Source organism: Nostoc sp. FACHB-190 (genome assembly GCF_014696905.1).
Classification (GTDB): Bacteria; Cyanobacteriota; Cyanobacteriia; order Cyanobacteriales; family Nostocaceae; genus Nostoc_B.
On record NZ_JACJQW010000012.1, the window covers coordinates 140,552 to 162,352 of the forward strand.

Genomic DNA, 21,801 nt, shown 5'->3' on the forward strand with positions numbered 1-21,801 from the left:
AATTGATGCAAGTCAGTGATCAATCAGAAATTGCTGTTGCTAATAATCTGAATACGACACCAGAATTATTAACAGAATTGGCAAGACATAAAGATATAAAAGTCCGTCAAGCTGTAGCTAGAAATCCGCATACTCCAACTTATACTTTATTTCTCTTGGCAGAAGAATTTCCCCAAGATTTTCTTCACAATCCTATTTTCCCGACACTAGATTTAGAAAATCCAGAATCAGTAATTCCCGGTTCATCCCTACAGGCAATATTAGCTTGTGACGATGCCCCTCAAGAATGGTTACACAGATTCGCCATTTCTGGATATCATTATCATTTAGTGGGAATTGTGCAGAATCCTCAAGTTAGTAAACAAGTATTAGAATTAGCCGCAGAAAATCCCTCTGGCGATGCGTTTATTCATGAATTAATCAAAATGCACGTCAATATTGCCGGAGAAATGGATTCAGGCTGGCAAGAATATGCAGAAAATAAATTACCACATATTGTCGAAGCGAGCTTTTCTAACTTTGCCGCAGTTGGATGCAATAGCATTAACCATTCTAAAGGACATTATTATCAATTTATTTTGTGGCAATTGGGAATTACACCTGATTTGCAACTCAAGCAAACTTCAGAATATGTGCAAGTAGCCATCGCTAAATCTAGCGATACTCCACCCGCATATTTACGTCAATTCTTAAATAAAAAATTTAAAATTACCACTCTGATTGAAGTTGCTAAAAATAAAAACACACCTCTTGAATGTTTAATTGAACTTGCCGATCATCGTAGTCGGGTAATAAGGGAAGCTACTATGCTAAATCCTAGTTTACCAAGGTCAATCGTTAATGATTTTTTTCAAGAAAGATTTTTAGCCACCCATCCCCATACACAAGTAGAAAAGTTGCGGGAACTTTGTCAAAGTAAATGGTCATTGATTAGATGGCGAGTTGCAAAACATCCCAATTTAGAATTAAGTGACTTAAAATCGTTAGCGCAATCCTCTGATTGGAGAATTCGAGAATGTGTTGCTGGTCATCCTAGTGCTGATTTAGATATACTTCAAAGACTAACCCAAGATAAGAGCGTTCGTGTTCGTCAAGCAGTGGCTTTAAATAGCCAAACACCGCCAGAATGTTTGGCAAGATTATCAGGCGATCGCAATATATCTGTTCAAGCTAATGTAGCTAAAAATCCGCATACTCCATTAGAGATTTTACTGCTTCTTTATCAAAGCCAAGATATTCGTATACTGCAAAAGCTTGCCTATAATCCTGCTCTTCCACAAGAATTACAACAGCAATTACAGTTACACTTTCCTCAGACAAAACCTCATAATATTTATCTACACTGGAGACTTTTTAGCGAACCATATAGCTATGAAGGAACTCAAATTGAAGAAATACATCAACAAGAACAATATGCACTAGCCACAAGTGCAATGACTCCAATTCCTCAATTATTAGAACTGCTGAAAATTACACCAGTTGATATTTATTGGGAAGCAGTACGGAATATTTGTCAACAGGTGGTTTGTAATCCTGAGCTATCTTCAGAACTCTTATTAGAAATTTTAGATATTCGTAGTGTAGATGTATATGCAGCAGTAGCTTCTCATCCCCATATATCTGATGTAGTTTGCGAGAGAATAACCAAATTTAAAGAATATCGATTACGTTTATTGATGTTACAAAATCCCAATACATCATCAGAGTTTATCGAGAAATCATTATACGATACACATCCAGAAGTTCGTCAATATGCTTTAAAAATTTACCAAGAAAAGTTTGCAAATACAAGTAATTTTATCCTTCAATACAACGAAGCGATTGATGAGCATACGCCACTGCCAAAATTAGCTGAACTAGCCAAGCATAAATCAGTACTGATCCGCGAAGCCGTTGCCAAAAATCCTCGGATCATAGAAGCCTATAGCAGTCCCAAAAGTAAAAATTGCTTAGAAAAACTCGCCCAAGACAAAAATAAACTTGTACAACTAGCTGTTGCTAATAATATCAATACTCCGATTCATATACTAGAAAATTTGGCTAATAATTATCAATATGACCATTATGAATATATTGTTTATTCTCGTGGTCATAAGCGGAAAGAGCATAAAGTTTTTATAGCGGCAGTTAAAAGATTAATTCAAATCTCTCCTATAATTGCGAGTAAATATCTAGCTAATTTTATTGAACCCAGGTTTTATACCCTGGATACAATACCATTTCGTTTGGCACTTCTCCAACATCCCGCCGCACCTATTGAATATTTAGCTCAAAATTTACAAAAATTACGTTCATTTCCTTGGTATGAACGTTATGTGATTAGCCAACATCCGCAAGTCACCATAGAAATTCTCCAATTTCTCTTGCAAGATGCAAATCGAGTTGTCAGAGCAGCAGCAAAAGCCAGATTGAACGAAAAACAATAGCAGTACCCGGATTTCTCAGGGGTGAAGCTGAGGAGCGATGTCTAGCGATAAGACCCTCTGCGTCTACGCACTTGGGCAGATACCCGTGATATCTCTGCATTCCACACCACAAAACCAGTACAAACCCAAATTTCTAAATCACCAGAAACACTTGTCCAAGCAACTAGTACAGGTCGGCGGAAATCAACAGACCATAAGAAATTGCTAAAAGGCTTGTGGTATAGTTATTCTTACTTTTTACTTTTGCCTTGTTGTACTAGCTGGCGACCCAATGCCCAAGGCAAAATTGAGTTAATTGCTGATAAATCTTCTGTGAATTTATCACCCTCATTAACTTGTGCTGGTGTTAATAAAAGCTGAAAAAACCTCACCATAAAATTACATAGATAGCCCAATTAATCAATACATCTTGGGAAGACTAGACAGCAAGTAGATAATTAAAACAAGCTGATGAAATTAAATCTTGCTAACTTAGGCTTAATTGGTGCAGTCTACATCTTGGCTATGGGTAACAGTCATGCTCAGGCAGAAGTCAAACCTGATGGTACTCTCGGCACTGCTGTGTCTCCTGGGTCTGGAAGTAATAGTTACAACATCACTGGCGGTACGGCTGTTGGCAATAATTTATTTCATAGCTTTCAGCAATTCTCTATCCCTACAGGCGGTTCTGCCACTTTCAATACTACTTCTGGCATCCAAAACATTTTTAGCCGGGTGACTGGTGGTGATGTTTCCTACATTAACGGTTCCATCAAAACTAATAGCGGTGTGAATCTGTTTTTGCTCAACCCGGCAGGAATTATCTTTGGGGACAAAGCTCGTTTAAATGTAGGTGGTTCGTTTATCGGCACAACAGCAAATAGCATCAAATTTGCAGATGGCAATGAGTTTAGCACCAACGCAACAATTTCTCCTGTGTTAACCATGAGTGTACCCATTGGTTTACAGATGGGGCAGAATCCAGCCGCAATCCAAGTTCAAGCTTCTACAATCCCACTGCAAGTCCCGACAAACAAAACCTTAGCATTAGTTGGCGGAGATGTTTCAATAAGTGGCCGTACTCTTTCCACTCCTCAAGGAAGAATTGAACTCGGTGCTGTTGATGGTGGAACTGTCAGCCTCACTTCTAATAATCTAGGCTGGAGCCTTGGTTATCAAGATGTGCAGAATTTTCGGGACATTACTCTATCTCAGCAATCTTTACTTTCTACAGGTGGAAATGGCGAAATTAACATCTGGGGTGCGAGTTTAACCTTGAGTGGTGGTTCTCGTGTGTCGGTGCAGAATAATACCAATGTCAATAAACCAGGTAAGATTTCGGTTCATACATCGGAATTACTTACAGTCACTGGTGATAATACTAGTGGCAATACGACCAGTGCAATTAGAGCAAGTGCTTTTGGTACTGGGATGGTAGCCAATATTGAAATATTTACTAAAGATTTGATTGCCAATAATGGCGGCATAATTTTGACAAATAATTCTGGTACTTCTGTAGGCGGAGGTAATATTACGGTCAATGCCTCTGGAACAATTCAAGTAGCAGGTGTAGGCAAAAGACCAAGTAATCGTAGTGGCATTTCTGGTTTGACTTTTTTTTCTGGGAAAGGTGGAAATGTCAATGTTTCTACAAATAAATTAGTGATTTTAGATGGTGCTGTGGTGACAACTTCCACAATTTTCACGGGTGCGGCGGGAAATTTGACAGTCAACGCCGCCGAATCTATCCACGTCTCTGGTTTTGAAACTGCTTCAACTAGTTTTGCGCCTAGTTCCTTGAGTTCTTCAACTTTGGGTGCGGGTAATTCTGGTAACTTAACTGTGAATACAGCTAAATTGTCGGTTCATCATGGGGCAAGAGTTGAAGCTTCTTCTTATGCTAGTGGCAATGCTGGCAATGTCATTCTCAATGCTTCCGAGTCAGTGGAAGTTGCTGGTAAGCCAGCACAATCTTTCTTAATTCCAAGTTTTATCGGTTCATCAACTGTGCAGCAAGCTGGTTCCTCAAGAGTGTTGACTGGGAATAGTGGAGATGTGCATATTACAACCCAGCAGTTGCGGGTGGCTGATGGTGGATTAGTGAATGTCAGGAATGATGGTACAGGTAATGCAGGAAAAGTTGGGATTGATGCTAACTTTGTGATGTTAGATACTCAGGGTGCTATTACTGCAACTACACAAGTTGGCGAAGGTGGTAATATCATTGTCAATGCTAATACTTTATTGATGCGCCATAATAGTGCCATCAACGCCACATCAGGTAGTGTAGGTAATGGCGGTAATATTACGATTAACGCACCAATTATTTTTGCTTTAGAAAACAGTGATATTGTAGCTAATGCGGTGCAAGGCAGAGGTGGGAACATTGCCATTACAACTCACGGAGTTTTCGGATTAAAATATAGTCCCCAAGTGACAGCAGAAAGCGATATCACTGCTAGTTCACAATTTGGGGTAAATGGTACGGTGGAAGTGAATAATGTTGGTGTTGACCCCAATTCGGGTTTAATAGAATTACCAGTAAATTTCAGCGATCCATCTCAAAAAATTGCTACAGGGTGTGCTGATACTAGTAATAGTAGTTTTGTTGCTACAGGAAGGGGTGGCATACCGCAAAACCCCACAGAGGAATTGAGTAGCGATCGCACTTGGTCTGATGTCCGTGATATCTCTGCATTCAACACCAAACAACCAGTACAAGCAAAAATGCCAAAACCCCAAGCAGTTCTTGTCCAAGCAACTGGCTGGCGACGTAACGCTCAAGGCAAAATTGAATTAATTGCCAATCAATCTCCCACTCAGGTACAAACAGCATTAACCTGTGCTGCTACACCTCAAAATTAATTAACTTGACAAATTAAATGTTATATAAGCTACTGACAAGGGAACTATATATACATAATCAAATATAAGATTAAGATATTGTTTCATGAAATTAAATTTTGTTGGGTTTGCCCTTCTTGGTGCAATCTGCATCTCTACTGTTTGCGATCGTGGTGTTAATGCACAAGTCACTCCTGATGAGACTCTTAACACGACTGTAAGTATTAGTGGTAAGAATTACGCAATTACCAACGGCACTCGTGTCGGCAACAATTTATTTCATAGCTTTAGCCAATTCTCAGTGCCTAGCAATGGTTCCGCAGTCTTTAGCAATACCGCAGACATCCAAAATATATTTAGTCGGGTAACAGGCGGCAATGTTTCCCACATTGATGGTTTAATTAAAGCCAATGGTAACGCCAACTTATTCTTACTCAACCCAGCCGGGATTATTTTTAGCAAAAATGCCAGCTTAAATATTGGTGGTTCCTTTGTAGCTACGACTGCCAATAGTATTAAATTTGCTGATGGGGTTGAATTTAGTGCAGTGAATCCGACGGGGACACCATTATTGACGATGAATGTACCTGTAGGCTTGCAAATGGGACGTAATGCCGGAGCAATCGAAGTGCAAGGTACACCTGCCAACAATTTCTTATTTCGGATGCCAACATTGTCGATGGCAGCAAATCAAACTCTGGCGATGATTGGGGGACAAATCGATATCAAGAGTGCCAGTATCTCTGCACCAGATGGTCATGTGGAATTATGGGCAATAAAAAATGGCACAGTGAATATACCCACCTCTGGCAACTGGCAATTAGCGAGTTTATCAACATCACCAACCTGGGGCAAAATTACTCTGCAACAGTCTTCCTATATCAACACCAGTGGGGACATGGGAGGGGCAATCAATATCCGGGGACGTGGGTTAACCTTGCAAGATGGCTCAAATATAGAATCCTCTACTAGAGCGAATGGGCAAGGACAGGGTATTACTGTCAAGACCACCGAATTCGTGGATTTAATGGGTATCTCCCATCCCGCTAATTATGCGTTGCCAGGGTTAAGTACCAGTGTGACTGGCAGTAGAGCGACATCTGGAAATATCACGGTAGATACTCCACGATTACGCCTTGCTAATGGGGCATGGATCAACTCCTTCAACTTTGGTGTTAACTTCTTGACTTCTGCGTCTATTGACAATGCTAAAACAGGTAACATTACAATTCGTGCTACCGATGTAGATGTTAGCGGCTATAGTCCATTTACAAACCCAATCTCAGGATTCCCTACTATCAGCGCCATTACAACCCTAGTTTCGGGCGGGCAACAGAATACCAGTGGCACAATTACGGTGAACGCTGAACGGGTACGAGTGCTAGACGGCGCACGCATCAGTACTAGCCTGTTCGGTTTTCCCAATCCGACAACGGGTAAGACTGGGGATATTTTGATCACGGCAACTGAGAGTTTAGATATTCGGGGTAAAACTCCTGGCGGTGTTACGAGTGCTGTACTCAGTGCGCTGGAGATGTCAGCAGAGGGACAAGGGGGCAATATTACGATTAACACCAGGCAACTCGCCCTTGCTAACGGTGGAAAAATTTCTAGTGCGATTTCAGGAAGTCCAATCTCTGCACAGGCGAGTAGCGGTATAGCCGGAAATATTACTATTCAAGCCACCGATGTGCAAGTTAGCGATCCTGTGCTTGATATTGTGAATAACATCTCCAGTGGCATCACTGTAGCAATAGGGCAGAATTCTATAGGTCAGGGAGGCAACATTCGCCTGACCGCAGATAGTTTGCGCGTTTTCAATGGTGGACAAATTACCTCCTCCACAAATGGCAAGGGTGCGGCTGGTAATATCAACTTGCAGGTTAAAAATATTGACGTACAGGGTATTTCTCAACCTTTAAGCAATGGTCAGATTTTACCCAGTAGCATCTCAGCAACTTCTACTACCAACTTTAATGCTGGTTCAATTAACCTAGTGGCAGATCGGCTCAATGTTCTTGATGATGGGCAAATTTCCGTCAGTAATACAGGTGGTGGTAATTCAGGTAACTTGTTAGTCAATGCCAATCAGATCAAACTGAAGGAAGGAGGCAGTCTCCTTGCAGAAGTTTCTGCTGGCGATCAAGGTAATATTAGTCTAGTGGCTGATGTTCTATTGATGCGTTATGGTAGTAAAATTAATACTAGTGCCACAGGTACAGCTACAGGTGGCAATATCAGCATTAATGTACCCATAATTGTCGGTTTAGAAAACAGCGATATTACGGCTAATGCTGTTCAGGGTAAAGGCGGCAATATTAACATCACCACTCAGGGAATTATTGGTTTAGAATACCGTTTGCAACTGACACCAGAAAATGATATTACTGCCAGTTCACAGTTTGGGGTGAATGGTACAGTTGATATTGATAATGTTGGTGTTGACCCCAATTCTGGTTTAGTTACATTACCCGCGAACCTGACTGACCCATCCCAACAAATTGCTAATGGTTGTACTGCTAATATTGGTAGTAGTTTTGTCGCCATTGGTAGGGGTGGGATACCACAAAATCCGATACAAGGGTTGAGTAGCGATCGCACTTGGTCAGATACTCGTGATATCTCTGCATTCAACACCAAACAACGAATACAAGCGCAAATACCAAAATCTCCCGAAATCCTTGTGCAAGCAACTGGCTGGCGACTTAACGCCCAAGGTAAAATTGAGTTAATTGCCGATAAATCTTCTGTGAATTTATCACCCTCATTAACTTGTTCTGCTGTTAACAAAATCTGAAAAAATCTCACCATAAAATTACATAGATAGCCCAATTAATCAATACATCTTGGGAAAACTAGACAGCAAGTAGATAATTAACACAAGCTGATGAAATTAAATCTTGCTAACTTAGGCTTAATTGGTGCAGTCTACATCTTGGCTATGGGTAACAGTCATGCTCAGGCACAAGTTATACAAGATGGAACTCTTAATACTGATGTGTCTGGTATGAATAACTATACCATTAATGGCGGTAGGGTTATTGGCAATAATTTATTTCATAGCTTTCAACAATTCTCTATCCCCACAGGCGGTTCTGCCACTTTCAATACTACTTCTGGCATTCAAAACATTTTTAGTCGGGTGACTGGTGGTAATATTTCCAATATTGATGGTCGAATTAATGCTAGTGGTAGTGCTAACTTATTCTTACTCAACCCAGCCGGGATTATTTTTGGGAAAAATGCCAGCTTAAATATTGGTGGTTCCTTTGTGGGGACAACGGCGAATAGTATTAAGTTCGTTGAGGGGACAGAGTTTAGTGCTGTCAATTCAACAACACCCCTCTTGACGATGAGTGTACCCATCGGACTGCAAATGGGGCAGAATTCGGGAAACATTCAATTACAAGGAAAGGGACATCAACTAACCGGAGGACTATTTACTCCCATCATTCGGAACAATACCGAATCAACTTTAGGGGTTAAGCCAGGAAATGTGATCGCATTAATTGGACAAAATATCAATTTATCAGGTGGAGTTTTAACTGCGGAAAATGGCAGAATTGAATTAGGTGCAGTCCCAGCAGGTACAGTGAATATTAACTCTACATCTTCAAATCTGCAATTAGACTACACAAGTATTGAGAGTTTTGGAGACATCCAATTTGCAAATCGGTCTTTAGTAGATGCCAGTGGTTTAACCAGTCTTGGAATTCAATTACAAGGGAAAAATATTAATCTGCAAGATGGTTCTGCCGTCTTGATTCAAACGCGGGGAAGCCAAGCACCTAATAGTCTTCGTGTTCGTGCTACAGGTGTTTTAGAACTTTCTGGAGATGTCAGGACAGCACCGGATTTAGGATCTGTGACAGGGGTTATTTCTAGTCGCTTGATGACTGAAAATCTAGTTCAAGGAAAGGGTGCGGATATTGATGTTTCTGCCGGAGATTTACGCCTCAATGACGGAAGTCTTGTGGTGACAAGAACCTATGGCTTGAACTCTGGGGGTAATATTAATGTAAATATTGTCAGAGACATTCAAATTAATCGCACAGCACTGCTCAATCCAGGTATTGCCAGTGGAATTGCCACAACTACCTTTGGCTCTAGTCCATCGGGAAATATGAATATTACTGCATCGAATATAAAAATCACAGATGGCGGCTTAATTAATACTAACAATCTTGCACAAGGGGATAGTGGCAACATCAATTTGAAGGTTTCTGGAACTATAGAACTCAAAGGCGTAGAGTCAAGAAATTTATCTTCTAGCAATATTGGCTCAACTGTATTTGGCAGAGGTAATGGTGGTTCTTTGAATATTAATACATCCAAACTAATTGTCGAGAATGGAGCAAGTGTTACTACTTCAACCTTCAATAGTGGTGCTGGTGGCAAAATAACTATTAATGCTTCAAAATCAATAGAAGTCAGGGGTAGTAGTCCAAATGGTGAACGACCAAGCAATATTAGCGCATCTGCTCCAATTTCCCCGACAGCTTTTCGTCTAGCACTTGGACTTCCCGTACTCCCTAGTGGAAATGCTGGCAGTTTAACTATTAATACTCCTACATTGCAAATAAATAATGGAGCAAGAGTTACTGTTAATAATGAAGGATTAGGAAATGGGGGAATTTTAAATATAAATGCCAATTCTTTGCGACTCAACAATCGGGGTCAAGTAATTGCTAATACTGCTTCTGGAGAAGGTGGTAACATCAATTTAAATCTCAAATCTGACTTGTTGCTACGAAACAACAGTTTTATCTCTACAGAAGCTAAAGGTAAGGGTAATGGTGGTAACCTCACTATTAATGCTCCTATCATTTTGGGGTTAGAAAACAGCGATATCATTGCCAATGCAGTGCAAGGAAATGGTGGCAATATCGACATCACTACTCAAGGTATTATCGGTCTAGAATTTCGTGATACTCTCACCCCAAGAGTTGACACCACGAATGATATTACCGCCAGTTCTCAGTTTAATATTAATGGCACAGTAGAAATTAATAATATTGGCGTTGATCCCAATTCTGGGTTAGTAGAATTACCAACCAATCTCATCGACTCATCCCAGCAAATTGCTAGTGGTTGTGCTGATACGAGTGGTAGTAGTTTTGTTGCTACAGGAAGGGGTGGTGTGCCGCAAAATCCGACAGAGGAATTGAGGAGCGATCGCACTTGGTCTGATGTCCGTGATATCTCTGCATTCAACACCAAACAACGAATACAAGCGCAAATACCAAAATCTCCCGAAATCCTTGTGCAAGCAACTAGTTGGCGACGTAACGCCCAAGGTAAAATTGAGCTTTTTGCAGCCAAATCACCTCCGCATATACCAGCAGCCTTAACTTGTGCTGCTGTAGCCGAAAAATAATTATTGTTACAAAGATTACCCAAATGGGAACAATATATATTTAATCTAAACAAGAACTAAACTAATGAAAGTAAATTTTGCTGGGTTGAGTGTTCTGGGTGTCATTTGCATATCTGCTGTTTACAACAATGGTGTTCACGCACAAGTAACTTCTGACAACACTCTCAAAACGGTTGTTGAAGCTAGTAATAATAGTTACGCTATCAAAGATGGTACTCGTGTAGGCAAGAATCTATTTCATAGCTTCAGCCAATTTTCTATACCTAGTGGCGGTTCGGCATCATTTAATAATGACACTGATATTCAAAACATTTTTAGTCGAGTGACTGGTGGTAATATTTCCAATATAGATGGTGCCATAAATGCCAATGGTAGTGCTAACTTATTCTTACTCAACCCAGCCGGGATGATTTTTGGTAAAAATGCCAGCTTAAATATTGGTGGTTCTTTTATAGGGACAACAGCCAATAGTATCAAATTTGCTGATGGGACAGAATTTAGTGCTGTCCAAGGTGTGGATAAACCTTTGCTGACAATGACTGTACCTATGGGGTTGCAGATGGGTAAGGATTCAGGAAATATTCAAGTGCAGGGTAATGGACATCAATTAACAGGAGGAGTGCGTACCCCTGTAATTAGGAGTAATAACAAATCGACCTTAGAGGTGAAATCAGGAAATGCGATCGCATTAATTGGACAAAATATCAATTTATCAGGTGGTGTTCTAACTGCGGAAAATGGCAGAATTGAATTAGGTGCAGTCCAAGCAGGTACAGTTAATCTTAATTCTACATCTTCAAATCTGCAATTAAACTATACAAGTGTTGAGAGTTTCGGAGACATCCAATTTGCAAATCGGTCTTTAGTCGATGCCAGTGGTTTAACCAGTCGTGGAATTCAACTACAAGGGAAAAATATTAGTCTGCAAGATGGTTCTGCGGCTTTGATTCAAACTGTGGGCAGCCAAGCACCTAATACTATTCGCGTTCGTGCAACAGGTGTATTAGACCTTTCTGGAGATGTCAGGACAGCACCAGATTTAGGAATTGTGACAGGAGTTATGTCTAGTCGCTTGACATCTGAAAATCTAGGCCAAGGAAAAGGTGCGGATATTGATGTTTCTGCCGGAGATTTACGCCTCAATGACGGAGGTCTGCTGCTGACACAAAACTTTAGCCCCAACTCTGGGGGTAATATTAATGTAAATATTGCTAGAGATATTCAAATTAATCGTACAGCATTGCTAACTCCGAATATTTATAGTGGAATTGCCACAACTACCTATAGCTCTGGAAAATCGGGCAATATGAACATCATTGCATCGAATATAACCATTACCAACGGTGGCGTAATTAATAGTGTCAATCTGGCAAAGGGGGATAGTGGAAACATAAATGTGAATGTTTCTGGAACTATAGAACTTAAAGGTATAGAGTCAAGAAATTTATCTCCTACCAATATTGGCTCGGTTGTATTTGGACAAGGTAATGGTGGTTCTTTGAACATCAATACATCCAAACTGATTATAGAAAATGGAGGCACTGTTAGTACTGCAACCTTAAATATTGGTGCTGGTGGCACAATAACCATTAATGCCGCTAAATCAGTAGAAATCAGGGGTAGAAGTCCAAACGGTGAACTAAATAGCAGTATTAACGCATCTGCTCCAATTCTTCCTACACTTTTGCGTCAAACATTGAGAATTCCCGATCGCCCTAGTGGAAATGCTGGCAGTATAACCATTAACACTCCTACATTGCAAATAGAGAATGGAGCAAGAGTGAGAGTGAATAATGAAGGTTCGGGAAATGGAGGAGTTTTAAGTATAAATGCGAATTCCCTACGACTCAAAAACCAGGGTCAAGTAATTGCTAATACTGCTTCTGGGGAAGGTGGTAGTATTAACTTAAATCTCAAATCTGACTTAATTTTACGCAATAACAGTTACATTTCTACAGAAGCTAAGGGTAAGGGTAATGGTGGCAACCTCACCATCAATGCTCCTATTATTTTGGGCTTAGAAAACAGCGATATCCTTGCCAATGCAGTGCAAGGAAATGGTGGCAATATCGACATCACTACTCAAGGTATTATCGGTCTAGAATTTCGTGATACTCTCACTCCAAGAGTTGACACCACAAATGATATTACCGCCAGTTCTCAGTTTAATATTAATGGCAATGTAGAAATTAATAATATTGGCGTTGATCCCAATTCTGGGTTAGTAGAATTACCCGCAAATCTCATCGACTCATCCCAGCAAATTGCTAGTGGTTGTGCAGATACGAGTGGTAGTAGTTTTGTTGCTACAGGAAGGGGTGGTATACCGCAAAACCCCACAGAGGAATTGAGTAGCGATCGCACCTGGTCAGATACTCGTGATATCTCTGCATTCAACACCAAACAACCAGTACAAGCAAAAATGCCAAAACCCCAAGCAGTGCTTTTCCAAGCAACTGGCTGGCGACGTAACGCCCAAGGCAAAATTGAACTCGTTGCAGATAACTCTCCCAATCAAATGCAACCATCATTAACTTGTGCTGGAATTTCCCGATAACATAATATTGCCGAACTACCTGCCATTTATTTACTCACAGAAACTCTGAATTATCATTTAGCGATCGCTTTAGCTAGTCCTTATACCAATTCACGAAATTACTGATATAAATTACTTCCTTTGTATCTATGCTTCTGTTCGCCAAGCGTTCGCGCAGCGTCTCCGTCAGGAGAAGTCGAGGCGCTGCTTGCATATCGGTATCATTTTTAAAGTGAAATAGTATTACACCCTCACACCCTTACTCCCTCATTTTAAGTAATGCTAGGGATGTAGTTTGTCGTTAAAACAATCTATAACAGGTGATAATACTAAGTTATATCGTTTCTTTATGAAGATGTAATTAATCGCTTGTTGTAAAAATTTTGTATACAAATTTTCTACAGGATTTATAAATTGCAGCTTCTCATAGAATTGGTATGAGAATTTTAGATTTAGAAGTTTAAACACAAACTATCTATATTCAATTTAGTATTAATAATTAATTATTGTTAACTAAATAAACACATAACACCAATGAAATTATCTGTACTTGGTTTATTATCTAGTCTCAGTTTCATTTTTTGTTTTACTACAACATCAAAGGTTATAGCTAATACTGTTACTGACAAACAAAATCAACAAATATCTGCTCAAGAATTAGACCTGAAAAAGCAAATCTTATTCCGTTTAGGTTCAGTAGGTCGCGCCCAACAAGCATATTTTCTAGAACAGCAAGTTTTTGCCACTCAAATTAAACAATTAGGACTAGATAGCAATTTTGAAACTAGTATACCCGGTTATAAATGGCAAATATTTACTGATAAAAAAGCTAAAAAAGTTGCCATGACTGTATTATCACCCCAGAAAAATAACTCTCGGACTTATGTTAACTTTGTTATGTTTACCATAACAGATGGAAATGAATATCTTACACTCTCAACTCTGTGTGAAAGTGAGAAAAATCAATTAATAACTCCTAAATTACCAACTAAATTCCCCAAGAATCAAGGCATTGAATGTCCCTCTGGGTTTAGAAAATTAGAACTGAGTGATAGGGAAAATCAAACATTTGAACAGCTAGAAAAAGAAAAAGAGCAGAGATTCATCGTGAGTCTGCTTAATTCTCTACAACAGCAATATTATTCCCAGAATCAAGGCTTTACAGATGATATTGATCAGCTTTTTGGTTTTTCTGTAAATAAATTTATCTCAAATCAAGATTTAAAAATTAAATTATTGCCAATCAATAATCTCCAAAATGGAATTATTAGTATTGCATTGCTGCCTAGTCAAGCACAAAAAAGTTATCTGGGGATAGTTAGACGTAATCAATCTCAAATAGAACAGCCCAAAGCAATTATTTGTGAACTGCCGGAAAAAGCCTCTCTAAATTTAGAAAAATTAAAAAATCTGCCCTTAAATAATTTCCTAGATTGTCCTCAAAATTTTACCCCAGTCAGTCTGAGTCCAGAAGAAACGACCACTCTCAACCAAGAACTAGAAAACTTTAAAACTTATCAGGCTAAAATTATCGAAATTAATCAACCTCGAAAGACACAGATTTTACAAACTGCTGATCAACTAGCCAAAGAAGGTAAATATCTCGATGCTCTACAAAAATATTATCTAGCATTAGGAGCTTTAGAAATTAATGAGTATGATATTTTGTCAGTGATGACTGAAGAAGTTAGCTTTAATCCAATTGTAGATAATTTTTTTAAGAAAATCACACCTGTTTTACAAGCAGCCAAACCTTCTCTGTTAGCAGAAAAAAAAGCAATCAAATCAGAAATGTCTGGGGTGTTTGATAGTTTTTCTGTAAAAGCAAACAGCCCAGCCAGAAAAATTCAAGAGATAGCAGCTTGGCAATTAGGATTTAATCTTTTAACTGTACCTAGCCAAGAGTTTAAAGTACCCGAAAACAAAGTCTTAGCTTTTGTGGATGTTGCGGACTTGTTGCAAAAACAGTTTAATGATAAATCACAGGTATTGAATCATAACTTAGATAAGAAATTACGTAGTTATGTCAATAAAAATAAAACTGCGATCGCTACTATTCGTAACTTACTATTAAATAATGAAGTACCACGCTGGGGTATAGATTACAAGTGGATTAAAGAAGGAGATTTTCAGGCTCCTAGTCCTAGCTATATCGGGGTAGTGAATTTACAACGTTTATTAATCATTGATATTTTAGATAAGCAACAGCAAGGAAATAACCAAGAGATGCTGAAATCGCTAGAAGCATCTTGGAAACTCAGTGAATCATTAAAAGATGAACCGTCTTTGATTGGTCAACTGGTGAATATAATTATTAGGCGATCGCAACTCCGCGTACTGGAGAAAATCGATAATCTACCTGTAGTTTGGCAACAGCGATTGCTAGAACAAGACTATACCCAAGCCATGATTCAAGCACTAAATATAGAAGCTTTTTCCCAGTGGCAAGGGTTAGATAAAATCATTCCTCCAGAAAAAGATACACAATTATCTCAGTTATATCGTGATTGGTATGGAATGAATAACTTTAAAATAAATCAAGAATTTTATGCCGCGATCGCACAGAGAAAAAATAATCTTTGTTCTCTGAATATACAAGCTTTAGAAAAACAGTATTTTCCTCAAAATGCCACAATTAGTCCCAGCTATGTCAAGCAGATTTTGAAGGCACATGATCTGATGTTGGAATCAGAAATGCTACAAAAAGTCTTACAGGTAAAAGCAGCTATCCATCAAGGAAAAGCCTTACCCAGAGAGCTATCAGAAATGCCATCAAATATCTGCTCAGGTAATAAATGGCTGTATAAATCTGCCGCCGATGGCAAATGGTTGATTTATCTGGATAAACCACCAATTTGGCAATCTGAGATTGAACGCCCATCATTAACTTACACAGGGAAATTTAATGGTAGGTGATAGGTTGCGAGCAGGAAGTAGCTGTGTAGAAGTTGGCTGTTGATTTTGTACTTCTTTGAGTAATGAGTAATGAGAAAAGTATTGGGCGAATAGAATTCGCTACTACACAAGCAAAGTCCACGCTTCGACAAGCTCAGTGACCGCCTACATGGACTACACAAAATCAAGGTTTTTAAACCCATGTAGGTAGGTTTCGTCTTTGTAGCCGCGATTTCCAATCGCCCGGTGAGTAATAATTTAGACTTTTCAAACATCCTCTTAGACGAAATTATGAAAAAAAGTAAACTGCTCTTCGGCTACCCGCAGGCTAGGAAACTAAGTCATAAGAGCTTGAGAGAGTTCTTGCGTAAGTCCTAGTAAATACTCCTTACTCCTTACTCCCTACTCCCCATTCCCTTTTTTTGCTAGTGGAGTTAAAAACTAGGTCATTGTGGGAATACTAAACATAGAGTACAGACTGCGACTAGTTTATCAAGGGAGTTTTCATGGGTTTGGTGAATCAAGTACTTTTGAGTTCGACGCTCTTGCCATTAGGAGTTATCTTATTGTGCAACCGTCCTACTCTGGCGCAAGTAAAGCCTGATGGCACTCTCAAAACCCATATTGATGACAGCAACCCTATTGAGATTGAGATCAAAAACGGCACTGCTGTTGGTAATAATTTGTTTCATAGCTTCAGCCAATTCTCCATACCTAGTAACGTTTCTGTATTCTTCAAAACTACTTCCGGTATTCAAAACATTTTTAGTCGTGTTACTGGCAATAGTATTTCCTACATTGATGGAACCATCAACGCTAATGCCAATTTATTCTTACTCAACCCCGCCGGGATTATCTTTGGTAAAAATGCCCGTTTGAGTATTGCTGGTTCCTTTATTGGGACAACAGCCAACACTATTACATTTGCGGATGGGAAAGAGTTCAGCACTGACATCGCTCAAACTCCTGTGTTAACTATGAGCGTACCTGTTGGTTTACAACTGGGGACTAACGCCGGCGCTATCCAAGTACAAGGACAATTACAAGTTCCGACTAACCAAACTTTGGCGTTAGTTGGGAGTCAAATTAATCTGACAGAAGCCAGACTGAGGGTTCCCGATGGGCGTGTGGAGTTATGGGCGGTGCGAAATGCCGATATCAAAATTGACAATCAAGCAGGCTGGCAATTAACAAGCATAGCTAATACACCTGATTGGGGTACGATTACTTTGCAAACAGCCTCATCGATTAACACTAATGGAACTAATGGTGGTGCTATCAATATTCGTGGGCGGGGGTTGACTTTACAAGATGGGTCAAATATTCAATCTAGTACTTCCGGTGGTCAAGGTAAAGGAATTATTGTTAACACCACAGATTTTGTTGAAATATTGGGAGCATCTACTTCAGGAAGACCCAGGACTTCCCTTGGCACTTCTATTGGTGCCTCAAGTACTGGTCGTGCAGGAGATGTGGTAATTAAAACAGGACGCTTACGCATTACTAATGGCGCATCGCTTCAATCTACAACTAGGGGTAACAACTCTAGAACAGGTGATATTTATATCCATACTACCGATATAGAGTTGATAGGTACTAATACTATTCCTAATAGGAATATGATCTCGTCTACTGACATTAACACTGTTTCTAGCGGAACAAATAATATCGGTGGCAACATCACGATAGAAACAAATCGACTACGTACAGTTGATGGTGGATTAATTAGTTCTGATTTATTTGGTGGTCGATTAACCGCTACAGGTAAAACCGGAAATATTTATATTCGAGCAACCGAGAGTTTTGAAATTGCAGGTGGAACCAAAAGTCAAAATTCCCTAGCTTCTGGAGTGACAACTTCTGTCCAGCCATCAGGAGTAGGTCAAGCCGGAAATATTGACATTGAGACTGGCAGATTAACGGTGAGTAATGGTGGTTCAATTCGCAGCACCTTAGCGGGAAATGGTACTGCTGGCAATATCACTATCCAAGCTACAGATGTGACCATCAGCGACCCAGTTATTGAAACCTTTAGCGGTTTAGTGACTGGCATCAATACTTCCGTCGGTAAAAATGTAGTTGGTCTAGGTGGCACTATTGACTTAACAGCAGAGAACTTACGATTATTCAATGGTGGTCAAATCACTTCCTCGACACAAGGTCAGGGAAATGCTGGCGGTATTAACTTACAAGTGAAAAATTTGGATGTGCAGGGTATATCTCAGCCCTTAAGTAATGGTCAGATTTTACCCAGTAGCATCACCGCATCTTCAACAACTAACTTTGCCGCAGGTTCGGTAAATATTCAAGCTGATACAGTACGTGTACGTGATAATGCTCAAATCACTGTCAGCAATATAGGCACAGGCGATGCCGGGAATCTCAATCTCAATGCTCGGCAGATTTTCTTGGATAATGGCGCTAGTCTACGTTCAGAAGTGAATGGCGGCAGTCAGGGGAATATTCAACTACAAGTAGATGAGGTGTTGTTACTAAGGCATGGTAGCAAAATTAGTGCTAATGCCAGTGGTAATTCTACTGGAGGCAATATCAATATTAATGCACCCATAATTGTGGGGTTAGAAAATAGCGATATTATTGCCAATGCAATTCAAGGTCGTGGCGGTAATATTCAAATTACCACTCAGGGAATTATCGGTTTAGAATATCGTTCGCAATTGACACCAGAAAATGATATTACTGCCAGTTCACAGTTTGGGGTGAATGGGACAGTGGAAGTGAATAACGTTGGTGTTGACCCCAATTCTGGTTTAGTGGAATTACCAGCCAATTTAACTGATCCATCGCAGCAAATAGCGAATGCTTGCGATCGCAATCAAGGTAGTAGTTTTGTTGCCACTGGCAGGGGCGGAATACCACAAAATCCGACTCAACAAGTTTGGAGCGATCGCACTTGGTCTGATGTCCGCCACATCTCTGCATTTCGCAAACTAGGCAGTATTAATGCACAAGCACCTCCTCTTCCACAAGTGATGGTGCAAGCAACTTCTTGGCGACGTAATGCCCAAGGCCAAGTTGAGTTAATCGCAGCGACATTCCCCACAAATACACAGCCGCAATTAACCTGTAGTGCGCTTTTGCAGAGTTCATTGACTCCCTAAATTTTCTCTCTCTACTTTTAACCTATAACTACCTATGAATTTCCTCATCAAACAACGTCGTTGGTTATATATCAGTCTAAGTATTATGAGTTTGTGTTTGGCAGTAACCATCACACCCGCTCAAGCATCTCGACCAGTATCGACCAATTCTGTTGCTAGTCTCAATCTCAATGTATCGGCTACAGAATCTACCAATTGGCTGGAACAAGGACGACAACTTTATCAATCTGGTAGCTTTACAGAAGCAGTGAACGCATGGCAAATGGCAGTACAAAGTTACCATGACCAAGGCGATCGCCCCAACGAAGCCTTAAGTTTAAGTTACTTGTCTTTAGCACAACAAGAACTCAATCAATGGGAAGCAGCAGAAAAATCTATCGCCCAAAGTGTAAAGATTTTGCAAACGGCTCAACCAACTGCCGATGCTATTATCTGGGCGCAAATACTGAATACTCAAGCCAATTTACAACTCCGCACTGGTAAAGCAGAAACAGCCTTAGATATTTGGCAACAAGCCCAAAAATATTATGAGCAGGCGGGGGACAAAATTGGCAGTTTAGGTAGTCAAATTAACCAAGCCCAAGCCCTACAAAGTTTAGGATTTTACCGTCGTTCTAAGCAACAGTTAGAGGCTTTAGCGCAGAAGTTGGCGGCTATGCCCGATTCGGAAATTAAAGTCAGTGGATTGCGATCGCTGGGTTTAGCTTTACATGCCATTGGCGATCGTAATAGCAAGTCAATCTTAGAACAAAGTTTAGCCGCAGCCAACCAAATTGCAGCTAAAACCCAGTTAAGTTCGATTCTGGCAAGTTTGGGGAAAGTAGCTTCTGATTTCCAAGACCCAGAAGCCGCCTTAAATTACTTTGAAGATGCAGAAACAGCTGCTACTAACCCTAATGAAGCTTTACAGGCGCGGTTAGCTCGCTTCAAACTCTTGGTGGATTACAACAAACTAGAATACGCCATTCCCCTTGCACCACAATTGCGTCAACAGTTGGCTGAATTACCACCTAGTCATAGTTCTTTAGGTGCAGCAATTAACTTTGTTGCCACCATGAATCGCGTCGAAAATTCCGAGCGAATTTTACCTAGTCAAGAGTTAGCCCAACTATTGGCAGACACTGTTAAATCTGCTGAAAAAATTCAGGACAGTAGCGCCCAAGCTTATGCACTACATGAATGGGCAGAACTCTACAGTCGTAAAAAACAGTGGTCTCAAGCACAGGAATTAGCCGATAAATCCCTGAAGATTGCCCGTGAAATTCAAGCGGATGATTTGATTGCTCAATCAGCTTGGCAGGTTGGGAAGTTGTATAGAAAACAAGGTAGCCGCCCCCAAGCAATTACAGCTTACACCGAAGCCGTGAAATCATTAAAGGCATTGCGCGGAGATATGGTGGCGGTGAATCCTGATGTGCAGTTTTCCTTCCGGGAAAGTGTTGAGCCTGTTTATCGAGAACTAGTGAGTTTATTGCTAGATGACCAACCCAGCCAGACCGCATTAACTCAAGCGCGAGAATTGATTGAATCATTACAAGTTGCTGAACTAGATAACTTTTTCCGGGAAGCTTGTTTAGATAAAGCCCAGCAAATTGATAAGGTTGACCCGACAGCAACAGTAGTTTATCCGATTATTTTAAGCGATCGCCTGGGTATAATTTTCTCCCAAGCAGGAAAACCACTGCGTTACTATGCCACTCCTAAATCTCAAGCAGAAATTGACGAAACCCTAGATAAATTCCTGGTGGCTCTTAACCCAGTTTCCGACTCCAGTGAGCGAGAGAAATTATCCCAACAGATTTATGATTGGCTGATTCGTCCCGCAGAAGCCGAGCAAGCCTTTAAAGATACCAAAACATTAGTATTTGTCTTAGATGGACGGTTGCGGAATATTCCCATGGCCGCTTTGTACGACGGTAAGCAATATCTGATTGAAAAGTATGCTGTGGCGCTCTCACCCGGATTACAACTGATGGCTGCTCAATCGCTCCAACAAAGCCGCATTGATGCCATTATCGGAGGTATTAGCGAATCTCGTTCTGGTTTTAGTGCTTTACCAGCAGTGGAATCAGAAGTTAAGCAAATCTCTCAAAAAGTTCCTTCTTCCACATTGCTCAACCAGCAATTCACCAGTGAAGCCCTCGCTGATTATGTCAAATCTAGTAAGGCGAATGTTGTTCACCTCGCCACCCACGGACAATTTAGTTCTCGTCTGGAAGATACTTTTTTATTGACATGGGATGGCGAAGTCAACGTTAAAGAGCTGTCTGAACTCTTAAAAAATCGTAGTGGTAATTCTACCAAAGCGATCGAATTATTAGTCTTGAGCGCCTGTGATACTGCCAGTGGTGACGATCGCGCGGCTCTGGGATTAGCGGGTTTAGCCGTAAAATCTGGCGCACGTTCCACCATTGCCACACTCTGGCCAGTGAAAGATAAAGCTGCCCAAATGCTCATGACTCGCTTTTATGACCAGCTAAAACAACCCAAAATCACCAAAGCTGAAGCTTTAAGGCAAGCCCAAATTAATCTGATTCGCCAAACCGATTTCCGTGATCCGTTCTTTTGGTCTGCCTTTGTTTTGGTAGGGAACTGGTCTTGATTTTGTAATATTACTTAGAT

At 40.3% G+C, this 21,801-nt stretch carries 8 protein-coding genes and 1 pseudogene; all 9 read left to right on the forward strand.

The genetic code is table 11. The annotated features are described in order from the left end of the window. The first annotated feature begins 5 nt into the window (after nucleotides 1-5). The 9 genes and pseudogenes from H6G28_RS15595 to H6G28_RS15635 all read left to right on the forward strand — a co-directional run bounded on the left by H6G28_RS15595 (nucleotide 6) and on the right by H6G28_RS15635 (nucleotide 21,781). Nucleotides 6-2,426, forward strand: coding sequence for a hypothetical protein (locus H6G28_RS15595; RefSeq protein ID WP_242054594.1), 2,421 nt, complete (start codon nucleotides 6-8; stop codon nucleotides 2,424-2,426). Nucleotides 2,427-2,492: 66 nt separating this feature from the next. After that, nucleotides 2,493-2,786: pseudogene (locus H6G28_RS37795) on the forward strand (hypothetical protein); the annotation flags it as partial. A gap of 90 nt (nucleotides 2,787-2,876) precedes the next feature. Then, complete coding sequence (locus H6G28_RS15605) at nucleotides 2,877-5,270, forward strand: two-partner secretion domain-containing protein (RefSeq protein WP_190671951.1); 2,394 nt, start codon at nucleotides 2,877-2,879, stop codon at nucleotides 5,268-5,270. A gap of 85 nt (nucleotides 5,271-5,355) precedes the next feature. Continuing rightward, entirely contained in the window at nucleotides 5,356-8,046 is a 2,691-nt protein-coding gene (locus tag H6G28_RS15610) for a two-partner secretion domain-containing protein (RefSeq protein WP_190589320.1), read from the forward strand. A 90-nt stretch (nucleotides 8,047-8,136) separates the two neighbouring features. Beyond that, a complete protein-coding gene (locus tag H6G28_RS15615; RefSeq protein ID WP_190671954.1) occupies nucleotides 8,137-10,626 on the forward strand; it encodes a two-partner secretion domain-containing protein in 2,490 nt (829 codons plus the stop codon). Nucleotides 10,627-10,690: 64 nt separating this feature from the next. Next, nucleotides 10,691-13,183: a two-partner secretion domain-containing protein gene (locus H6G28_RS15620; protein ID WP_190671958.1), complete on the forward strand. Its 2,493-nt coding sequence runs from the start codon at nucleotides 10,691-10,693 to the stop codon at nucleotides 13,181-13,183. Nucleotides 13,184-13,696: 513 nt separating this feature from the next. Further along, a complete protein-coding gene (locus H6G28_RS15625) occupies nucleotides 13,697-16,078 on the forward strand; it encodes a type IV pilin-like G/H family protein (RefSeq protein ID WP_190671961.1) in 2,382 nt (793 codons plus the stop codon). Between the two features lie 485 nt (nucleotides 16,079-16,563). Further along, nucleotides 16,564-19,179: a two-partner secretion domain-containing protein gene (locus tag H6G28_RS15630; RefSeq protein ID WP_190671964.1), complete on the forward strand. Its 2,616-nt coding sequence runs from the start codon at nucleotides 16,564-16,566 to the stop codon at nucleotides 19,177-19,179. A gap of 34 nt (nucleotides 19,180-19,213) precedes the next feature. After that, complete coding sequence (locus H6G28_RS15635) at nucleotides 19,214-21,781, forward strand: CHAT domain-containing protein (RefSeq protein WP_190671967.1); 2,568 nt, start codon at nucleotides 19,214-19,216, stop codon at nucleotides 21,779-21,781. Nucleotides 21,782-21,801 lie beyond the last annotated feature (20 nt).

Excerpts from the sequence above, each read along its gene's own strand:
- H6G28_RS15605 (WP_190671951.1), top strand. The coding sequence starts at position 2,877 with ATGAAATTAAATCTTGCTAACTTAGGCTTAATTGGTGCAGTCTACATC.
- H6G28_RS15625 (WP_190671961.1), top strand. The coding sequence starts at position 13,697 with ATGAAATTATCTGTACTTGGTTTATTATCTAGTCTCAGTTTCATTTTT.
- H6G28_RS15595 (WP_242054594.1), top strand. The coding sequence starts at position 6 with ATGCAAGTCAGTGATCAATCAGAAATTGCTGTTGCTAATAATCTGAAT.
- H6G28_RS15615 (WP_190671954.1), top strand. The coding sequence starts at position 8,137 with ATGAAATTAAATCTTGCTAACTTAGGCTTAATTGGTGCAGTCTACATC.
- H6G28_RS15620 (WP_190671958.1), top strand. The coding sequence starts at position 10,691 with ATGAAAGTAAATTTTGCTGGGTTGAGTGTTCTGGGTGTCATTTGCATA.
- H6G28_RS15630 (WP_190671964.1), top strand. The coding sequence starts at position 16,564 with ATGGGTTTGGTGAATCAAGTACTTTTGAGTTCGACGCTCTTGCCATTA.
- H6G28_RS15610 (WP_190589320.1), top strand. The coding sequence starts at position 5,356 with ATGAAATTAAATTTTGTTGGGTTTGCCCTTCTTGGTGCAATCTGCATC.
- H6G28_RS15635 (WP_190671967.1), top strand. The coding sequence starts at position 19,214 with ATGAATTTCCTCATCAAACAACGTCGTTGGTTATATATCAGTCTAAGT.